Genomic DNA, 9,271 nt, shown 5'->3' on the forward strand with positions numbered 1-9,271 from the left:
TCGCTACCGTGCCACTTGTTATTGGCTCGGGCACGCTACGCTCTCACTTGTCTGTCAATCACGCGCAAAGCACCCGGCGCGACCGTGACCGGTTGTGCAGAGCTTCCCTAGTTGGGTTCCTTGAGCGCCGAGTCGATATGCAGCTGCAGCTGCGACAGGCGCTCGGTGATTTCGCCGTCGGTGGCCGGCAGGCCGGCTTCCTGGCGTTCGAGCCGGCGTTCCGCCGCGATCAGGTCGCGGGCGATATTGAGCGCGGCCATGACGGCAATGCGTTCCACGCCCAGCGTCTTGCCCTTGCGCTGGATCGCGTGCATGCGCCGCGACAGATACTCGGCCGAGTTGAGCAAGGCCTCGCGTTCGCCTTCAGGGCAGGCGATGGAGTAGTCGCGCCCCAGAATACGGATGGTCAGCGCGGATTGTTTTTCTGGCGGCATGGGATGTATCCGTTACGCGTTGTCGGCTTCCGCTTCGAGCGCGCGAATGCGTTCGATCACGCCGTTGAGACGCTCGCGCGTTTCCCGGTTGCGGGCCTGTTCTTGCTCGTAGGAGGTCTTGAGTTCCTCGTAGTCGCGCAGCAGCGCGCGATAGGCCTCGATCAAGGCTTCGACGCGATCCTCGAAGTGGGCGATCTCAAACTGGCTCATAACGCTCCCTGGATGTGTACCCGAGTATAGCCGGCACCGGGCGCTGCGGGAAATATGCAAAAAGAAGGCCCGGCGAATGCCGGGCCTTGCATCAACGATCGCGAAGATCGTGGCGCGTTCGTTAACGGATAAGCAGGAACAATGCGCCACCGCCGCGGCGAACGTGCAGCAGCAGCTGCTTGACGTCCGGGCCGGCCAGCTTGGACAGCTGCGAGACGTCCTTGACCGGCTGGCGGTTGATCGAGGTGATCACATCGCCCGGGCGCAGGCCGGCACGGGCTGCCGCGGAGCCGCGCTCGACGTCTTTGACCACCACGCCTTCGACTTCCCCGGCCAGCGGGTTGTCGTCGGTGAGCGGCCCGAAGGTGGCGCCTTGCAGGCCCGCGGCGAGGTCGCTTTCGGCGCTGGCGCTATCGCCGCCGACGCTGTCGGGCGCGTCCGCCGCGTTGCCGAGCGTGGCCTTGACCTCGCGTTGCTTGCCGTTGCGCAACAGGGTGATCGAGACCTTGTCGCCCGGCGCCTTCAGGCCGATGGCGTTGGCCAGCTGCGAGAAGTCGTCGATGTCCTTGCCGTTGACCTGCGTAATCACGTCACGCTCCTTGATGCCGGCCTTGGCCGCCGGCGAGTCCGGCATGACCTGGGCCACGACCACGCCCTGATTGATGTCCAGGTCGAATGCCGAGGCCAGATCGGCGGTCAGGTTCTGGCCGACCACGCCCAGACGTCCGCGCCGCACCTCGCCATTCTCGGCGATCTGCTGGTAGACGCTGTTCACCAGATTGCTGGGAATGGCGAATCCGATGCCGATATTGCCGCCGGTGCGCGACAGGATGGCGCTGTTGATGCCCACCAGCTCGCCTTTCAGGTTGACCAGGGCGCCGCCGGAATTGCCGGGGTTGATCGAGGCATCGGTCTGGATGAAGTCTTCATAGCGGTTGCCGAGCCCGTGCCGGCCGAGCCCGCTGACAATGCCGGAAGTCACGGTCTGGCGCAGGCCGAACGGGTTGCCGATCGCGACCACGAAATCGCCGACGCGCAGATCGTCGGAGTTGGCGATGGGCAGTTCGGTGAGTTTGTCGTCGGTCTTGATCTGCAATACCGCGATATCGGTTTCCGGGTCGTCGCCGATGAGCTTGGCGTCGTATTCGCGGTTGTCGTTGAGGCGGACCACGATCTTCTCGGCATCGGTGACCACGTGGTGGTTGGTCAGCACATAGCCCTTGTCGGCATCGACGATCACGCCGGAACCCGCCGCGGTGGGCTGGCGCGGTGTCTGGCGCTGCTGTTGATCGGGCACGTCGAAAAAGCGACGGAAGAAGGGGTCGTTGAACAGCGGGTTGTCCGGCATCTGCTGGGGTTTGCCGGTCACGACCACGTTGACCACGGCCGGCAGGGCCTCGTCGAGCATGGGCGCGAGCGACGGGTTGTCGCCGGCCAGCATGCCGCTTGGCACTGCCGCATGGACGCTGCTCATGCATAACAGCAGCAGACAGGAAAGAAAGAGCGCGTTGATCCGCTTGTTCATTGGCGTCATAGGTCTTTTCTCGTTGGTGTGTTCACCATACGACCGGCGTACCCCGGGTCGTCCCGCAGCTAAGACCATCGCAGGGTGGTCGAGTTTCATGCCGCGCGCAGAAACATGGTTATTGCATGTAATTTACCGATGCATGCCTATTGCGCACGATGGACCACCTTGGCCAGTCCGCTTTCGCTCAGGCTGCGGCTGATGGCCAGCCGCGATTGTTCGGCGATCCGGGCCAGAAAGCCGCTGTTGTGCTTCATGGCCACGGTGAATACGTCGCGACCGTCGCGGGCGGCGGCGAGCATGACGTCGTCGCTGGTTGCTACTTCGTCGATCAGCGCCAGCGTGAGCGCCTGGCTGCCGTACCAGTGCTCGCCGGTCGCGACACGGTCGATATCGAGGTTCGGCCTATACCGCGATACAAAATGCTTGAACAGACCGTGCGTGTCTTCGAGTTCCTCCCGAAACTTGGCCCGGCCTTCTTCGGTGTTTTCGCCGAAAACGGTCAGCGTGCGCTTGTAGTCGCCGGCCGTATGCATTTCGAAATCGATCTGCTTGTCCTTGAGTAGCCGGTGAAAGTTGGGGATCTGCGCGACCACGCCGATGGAGCCGATGATGGAGAACGGCGCGGCGACGATACGCTCGCCCACGCAGGCCATCATATAGCCGCCGCTGGCGGCCAGGCGATCCACGCAGATGGTCAGGCGCACGCCCGCGTCGCGCAGGCGGGCCAGCTGCGACGCGGCCAAACCATAGCTGTGGACCATGCCGCCGGCGGACTCGAGCCGTACCAGCACCTCGTCGCCGGCCTCGGCCACCTGCATGACGGCGGTAATCTCGTCGCGCAGCGACTCCACCGCCGAGGCCCGGATATCGCCGTCGAAGTCGAGCACGAACAGGCGGGCCGGCTCATGCCGCTTGCCCAGCTTCTCCGCCTTGCGCCGCTGTTTGTCTTCTACCTTCTTGCGCTTGGCGCGGGCCTTGCGCTCGCTGTCGTTGAGCAGGGTGGCATTGAGCGTTTCGGCCATACGATCAAGGCGATCGTTGACGTGGGTGATGCTCAGCCGGTCGCCGTCGCGTTCGGCCCGGGCCTGGCCGATCAGGCTCAGTATCCAGCCCACGGCCAGGGCAAGGGCAATGACCACGGTCACGGCCTTGGCCAGGAACAGGCCGTAATTCATGGCAAAGTCGGCGATCAACTCCATGGCGTCGATTATCCTCTGGGGGCAGGGCTCGGCGCCGGCGCGCGCCAGCGCCCGGCGGTCAGATCCAGCCCGAAAGTTCGCGCTTGATCAGGCGGGTGAACATCTCCACGTGATCTTCGCGGTCGTTGAGGGCGGGAATATACCGCAGGGAACCGCCACCGGCTTCTTCGAAATATTCGCGGTTTTCTTCCTTGATCTCTTCCAGCGTCTCCAGGCAGTCGGAAGAAAAGCCCGGGCACATTACGTCCACGCTCTTCATGCCGGCCTTGCCCCAGGCCTTCATGGTCTCGTCCAGATACGGCTGCAGCCAGGGCTCGCGGCCAAAGCGTGACTGAAAGCAGACCTTGTATTCGGTGCGCGACAGCCCGAGTTCGGCAGCCAGCAGCTGGGCGGTGATACCGCAATCGCGCGGATAGGGGTCGCCGTTTTTTACATAGCGCTTGGGGATGCCGTGAAAAGACAGCACCAGCTTTTCCGCGCGCCCGTGCTCGGCCCAGTGTTCACGCACCGATGCGGCCAGCGCTTCGATATAGGCCGGTTCGTCGTGATAGCGGTTGATCTGGCGCAGCGCGGGCGGCTCGGGCCACTCGGCCAGTACTTCGCCGATCTTGTCGAAGGTGGTCGCGACGGTGGTCGCGGAATACTGCGGATAGGCCGGTAGGACCAGGACCTGTTTGCAGCCGGCCGCATCCAGCTCGCGCAGGCCGGCCTCAATCGACGGATTGCCGTAGCGCATGGCAAGCGCCACATGCACCGGGCGCTCGACTTCCTGATCGAGCCGCGCCTGAATACGTTCGGCCTGGCGGCGCGCGTAGACCAGCAACGGCGAGCCTTCGTCGGTCCAGACGGAGCGATAGCCTTCGGCCGAGTTCTTGGGCCGGAATGTGAGGATGATGCCGTACAGAATGGGCAGCCAGAGCGCACGATTGAGATCGACCACGCGGCGGTCGCTCAAAAATTCGGCCAGATAGCGGCGAACGGCAGGAACGGAGGTGTCGTCGGGGGTGCCCAGATTGGTGAAAAGCACACCGATCGGGCGCTGCGCGCGGCGGGAATTCATGATGTCCTCTCGCTATCGTTTCGCGGGCTACGATATTTAGGGGCAATGGTACGGGATGCAACCGAACGGCTGCATCCCGTACCCGATTCTACCGCTTGTGCAGATGCTTATGCTTTATCGAAATACGTGCGGGTCAGCTTGAACACCACCGGCGCGAGCAGAACCAGCGCGATGAGGTTGGGAATGGCCATGAGCGCGTTCATGACGTCGGCAATCAGCCAGACCAGATCCAGCTCGGCCACGGCACCCACGAATACCGCCACCACCCAGATCAGCCGGTAGGGCATGACGATACGCGAGCCGAACAGATACTCGGCGGTGCGTTCGCCGTAGTAGCTCCAGGCCAGCATGGTCGAAAAGGCGAAGACCACCATGCCGAAGCTCACGATAAAGTGGCCGGGGCCGGGCATGCCGGCATTGAACGCTTCCGCGGACAGCTGCGCGCCGGTGGTACCGGACGACCACGCGCCGGTGGCGATGATCACCAGCGCGGTCATGGTGCAGACCACGATCGTGTCGATGAAGGTGCCCAGCATGGCGACCACGCCCTGGCGCACCGGGCTGTCGGTACGCGCGGCGGCATGGGCGATAGGCGCGCTGCCCAGGCCGGCCTCGTTGGAGAAGATGCCGCGGGCCACGCCGAAACGAATCGCCATGAGGATACCGGCGCCGGCGAAGCCGCCGGTTGCTGCGGTGCCGGTAAATGCGTCGGAGAAGATCAGGCCGATCGCGGCGGGAATCTCCCCGGCGTTGAGCAAGAGCACAAGCGCCGCGCCGATGACATAGATCACTGCCATCACCGGAACGAGCTTGTCGGTCACACTGGCCAGGCGCTTGAGCCCGCCGATGATCACCGCGAATACGGCGGTCGCCATCACCAGTCCGGTTATCCAGCGCGGCACCGAAAGGGTTTCGTCGAATACCTGCGATACCGAGTTGGACTGCACGGTGTTGCCGATACCGAAGGCGGCCACGGTGGCAAACAGCGCGAACAGGAAGGCAAGCCATTTCCAGTTGGCGCCCAGGCCGTTGCGAATGTAGTACATGGGCCCGCCCACGTAGGCGCCCTCGGCGTTGGTTTCGCGGTACTTCACGGCCAGCACGGCTTCGCCGTACTTGGTTGCCATGCCGACGATGGCGGTCACCCACATCCAGAAGATCGCGCCCGGGCCGCCCAGGTGGATCGCGGTGGCCACGCCGGCAATGTTGCCGGTACCCACCGTGGCGGCCAGTGCGGTGGCCAGCGCCTGGAACGGGGTGATGTCACCGGGCTCCGTGCTTTGCTTGCGGCCCGCAAACAGCATGGAAAACCCGTAGCCGAGCTTGCGTTGCGGGATGCCACGCAGGCCCACGGTCAGATAGATACCGGTACCCAGCAGCAAAATCAGCATCACCGGGCCCCAGACCCAGCTACTGATCGTGCTCAGTGCGTTCGTGAGTGTTTCCATGATCGAATCCCCCTGAATGGGCTGCGCTCGCAGCCCGGATGACGTTACTCAAATAAGCCCTGGGCGAGAATCCATGCAATGCCCAGAGGTGCGACGAACCGAAGGATGAACAGCCAGAGCCCGGCCAGCGGCAAGCGTTGATCCGGATGCGACTTCAGCGCTTCGACGGCGCGCGGCCCCAGGCGCCAGCCAACGAACAGCGCGATCAGCAGACCGCCTATCGGCATCATGACCTGGGCGGTCAAGAAATCGGCGAAGTCGAGAAAGGTCATCCCGGCGATCGTGATTTCTTTCCAGATGCCCTGCGACAGCGAAATGGGAATGCCCAGTAAGAAGATCACGACGCCGGCCGTGCTGGCGGCGGTGGCGCGAGTGAAGCCCTTGTCGTCCACCAGATAGCTGACCACCACTTCCAGCAGCGATACCGCCGAGGTGAGGGCGGCGATCGCCAACAGCACAAAGAAGGCCAGCCCGAATATCGCACCGGCCGGCATTTCTGCGAATACCGTTGGCAGGGTCATGAAGGTCAGGCCGGCGCCGGCGCTGGGCTCCATGCCCGCCGAGAATACCGCCGGCAGGATGACCAGGCCGGCGAGAAGGGCGACCAGCGTGTCCAGGCCTACGACCAGCGACGCATCGCGGGGCAGATTCTGTTCGCGCGACATATACGAGCCATAGGTGAGCATGGCGCCCATGCCCAGCGACAGCGAGAAGAAGGCCTGGCTGATCGCGCCGCCCCAGGTGCTCGCGGTGACCCGACTCCAGTCGGGCATCAGATAAAACGCCACCCCGTCACCGGCGCCCGGCAGGCTGACTGCACGGATAGCCAGCACCACGAGCAGAACGAACAGCAACGGCATGAGCCATTTGGATGCGCGCTCGATACCGGAGGCGACGCCGCCGAGCACCACGCCGACCATCAGCACGGTAAAGATCGCGGCATAGATGAGCGGCTGGATAGGCGCGGCGACAAAGCCGTTGAAGATTGCGGTGCTTTCATCGATGTTCAGCCCGCTGAAGGTGTTCTCGCCCATGAACAGGATATAGGCGAGGGTCCAGCCGGCCACGACGATATAGAACGACAGAATGATAAAGGCGGTCAGCACGCCCATCGCTCCAACCATCGGCCAACCGCGCCCGCCCAGCTTGCGAAACGCACCGACAGGGTTGCTCTGGGTCATGCGGCCGATGAGCAGTTCGGCCATCACCAGCGCGAAGCCGAAAAAGACGACGCAGCCCAGATAGATGATCAGAAACGCGCCGCCGCCGTTCTCGCCGGCCATGTAGGGGAATTTCCAGACGTTGCCGAGACCGACGGCCGAGCCGGCCGAGGCCATGATGAAGCCCAGGCGACTGCCCCAGTGTTCGCGCGCCACAGTCATGGCTGTATGCCGCCGGAGATAAAGCGGGTCATCGTCTGGCTATCCTTCATTGTTCCCCCTGTGGTGTTGCCACGCATGGCGATCACAAGCGCCGTTACCGGCTTCGTGAGCGTCTTGCACTATTCGTGCCGAGTCTTGTGATAGGTAGGGCCGGCATCGTTTTGGGATCGTGCCAGCTTGATCGCGTACTGTCCCGTATCCATTCGGCGCAGACAAGTACCGGGCGCCCAAAAAAAAGACGGGCTCGAAAGCCCGTCTTTAATTCAGTGCAGGAGCGGGGCGCGCTGATCGCGCGCCCGTACTGCTAGGGCTTTTCCAGAATCGCGGTTACGCCCTGACCGCCGGCCGCACAGATCGAGATCAGGCCGCGCCCGCCACCGTTCTCGTCGAGAATCTTGGCCAGGGTGGCCACGATACGGGTGCCGGTGGCAGCAAACGGATGGCCGAGTGCGACCGAGGAACCCTTGACGTTGAGTTTGCTGGTATCGATCGAGCCCAGCGGCGTGTCGCGTCCCAGACGCTCCTTGCAGTATTTCTTGGATTCCCACGCCTTGAGCGTGCACAGAACCTGTGCAGCAAAGGCTTCGTGAATTTCGTAGAAATCGAAGTCCTGCAGGGTCAGCCCGGCGGCGTCAAGCATGTCGGCGACGGCATAGGTGGGCGACATCAGCAGGCCTTCGCCGCCGTCGACGAAGTCCACGGCCGCGGTGCGCGAATAGGGCGTGAAGAACGCCTGCACCGGCAGGCCGTTGGCCTCGGCATACTCTTCGCTGCACAGAAACACCGAGGACGCGCCGTCGGTCAGCGGCGTGGAGTTGGCCGCGGTGAGCGTGCCGTTTTCCTTGTCGAAGGCCGGCTTGAGGTTGGCCAGCTTCTCCACGCTGGTATCCGGGCGCAGGTTGTTGTCGCGTTCCACGCCAAGATAGGGGAAGACCAGGTCGTCGTAGAAGCCGTCGACGTAGGCCTGGGCCGCCGCCTTGTGGCTGGCCACGGCCAGTTCATCCTGGGCCTTGCGCGAGATCTTCCATTCCTTGGCCATGAGCTCGCAGTGCTCGCCCATGGACAGGCCGGTGCGCGGCTCGGACACGCCGGGGAAGTTCGGCACCAGATGACGCGGGCGCAGTTTGGCCAGCAGCTTGGCGCGTTCGCCGCCGGTCTTGGCGCGGTTGACGTCGAGCAGGATCTTGCGCAGATCCTCGTTGATGGCGATCGGGGCATCGGAGGTGGTGTCCACGCCGCCGGCGATGCCGCAATCGATCTGGCCCATGGCGATCTTGTTGGCGATCAGCAGGGTGGCCTCGAGGCTGGTGCCGCAGGCCTGCTGTACGTCGAAGGCCGGAGTGTGCGGGTCGAGATCGGTACCGAGAACCGCTTCACGCGTCAGGTTGAAGTCGCGGGCGTGTTTGAGCACGGCGCCGCCGGCGACTTCGCCGATCTTCTTGCCGGCGAGTTTGTATTTTTCGGACAGCGCCTTGAACGAGGCGGTCAGCAGGTCCTGATTGGACTGATGCGAATATTTGGTGTTCGAGCGGCAGAACGGAATACGGGCACCGCCGACGATGGCGACCCGGCGTGGCATGTTCTCGGCCATTGATCCCTCCAGTTTCGCCAGCGTCGTGCTGGCGAGGTGATTGACGGTCACAAGATAATTGCTGCAGTGCAAAGTGACAAGAAGCCCTTTCAAATCCGGCCTCGATCGGGTCGCTGCGAGGAGCGCCGGAAATAAAAAAATAGAGGCGCGCTCTTGAAAGGCGATCCCACGGCCGCATCAATGGCGGTGATTGAGATCGTCAATGGTGGCGGTTTCTCCCGGCGGCCGAAAACGGCACGTCGGCATGAAGTTTTTTGATCAACAACCTACGTTTCGAGGAGAAGGGTGGCATGAATATCCGTCCTTTACATGACCGTGTCGTCATCAAGCGGCTCGAGGAAGAGCAGAAGACGGCCGGGGGTATCGTCATTCCCGATACGGCGGCCGAAAAGCCTCAGCGCGGCGAAGTCGTCGCGGTC

Annotated in this window: 9 protein-coding genes; 1 reads left to right on the plus strand and 8 read right to left on the minus strand. The window is 63.4% G+C overall.

Going from position 1 to position 9,271, the window contains the following annotated elements; genetic code table 11:
* Nucleotides 1-107: 107 nt before the first annotated feature.
* From ABNU97_RS16110 to ABNU97_RS16145, 8 genes are all read right to left on the minus strand, one after another.
* Nucleotides 108-434, minus strand: a complete 327-nt coding sequence (locus ABNU97_RS16110) for a cell division protein ZapA (protein WP_348767698.1) — start codon at nt 432-434, stop codon at nt 108-110.
* A 12-nt stretch (nt 435-446) separates the two neighbouring features.
* Complete coding sequence (locus ABNU97_RS16115) at nt 447-644, minus strand: hypothetical protein (RefSeq protein WP_348767699.1); 198 nt, start codon at nt 642-644, stop codon at nt 447-449.
* A gap of 121 nt (nt 645-765) precedes the next feature.
* The gene (locus ABNU97_RS16120; RefSeq protein WP_348767700.1) at nt 766-2,178 is read right to left on the minus strand and encodes a DegQ family serine endoprotease; all 1,413 of its coding nucleotides are present in this window, start codon (nt 2,176-2,178) and stop codon (nt 766-768) included.
* 137 nt (nt 2,179-2,315) lie between these two features.
* Entirely contained in the window at nt 2,316-3,371 is a 1,056-nt protein-coding gene (sohB, locus tag ABNU97_RS16125) for a protease SohB (RefSeq protein WP_348767701.1), read from the minus strand.
* Nucleotides 3,372-3,429: 58 nt separating this feature from the next.
* Complete coding sequence (gene hemH, locus ABNU97_RS16130; protein WP_348767702.1) at nt 3,430-4,431, minus strand: ferrochelatase; 1,002 nt, start codon at nt 4,429-4,431, stop codon at nt 3,430-3,432.
* Nucleotides 4,432-4,538: 107 nt separating this feature from the next.
* Nucleotides 4,539-5,879 (minus strand): sodium:alanine symporter family protein, encoded by a 1,341-nt coding sequence (locus ABNU97_RS16135; RefSeq protein ID WP_348767703.1) that lies wholly within the window; start codon nt 5,877-5,879, stop codon nt 4,539-4,541.
* A gap of 44 nt (nt 5,880-5,923) precedes the next feature.
* Nucleotides 5,924-7,261, minus strand: a complete 1,338-nt coding sequence (locus ABNU97_RS16140; RefSeq protein WP_348767704.1) for a sodium-dependent transporter — start codon at nt 7,259-7,261, stop codon at nt 5,924-5,926.
* 304 nt (nt 7,262-7,565) lie between these two features.
* Entirely contained in the window at nt 7,566-8,852 is a 1,287-nt protein-coding gene (locus tag ABNU97_RS16145) for an acetyl-CoA C-acetyltransferase (RefSeq protein ID WP_348767705.1), read from the minus strand.
* A 290-nt stretch (nt 8,853-9,142) separates the two neighbouring features.
* Between ABNU97_RS16145 and ABNU97_RS16150 the strand changes: the two genes are divergently transcribed.
* Nucleotides 9,143-9,271 (plus strand): co-chaperone GroES (locus ABNU97_RS16150; RefSeq protein ID WP_348767706.1); only part of this gene is annotated, 129 nt, incomplete at its 3' end.

It is taken from the genome of uncultured Salinisphaera sp., from assembly GCF_964012375.1.
In the GTDB taxonomy this organism is placed as follows: Bacteria; Pseudomonadota; Gammaproteobacteria; order Nevskiales; family Salinisphaeraceae; genus Salinisphaera.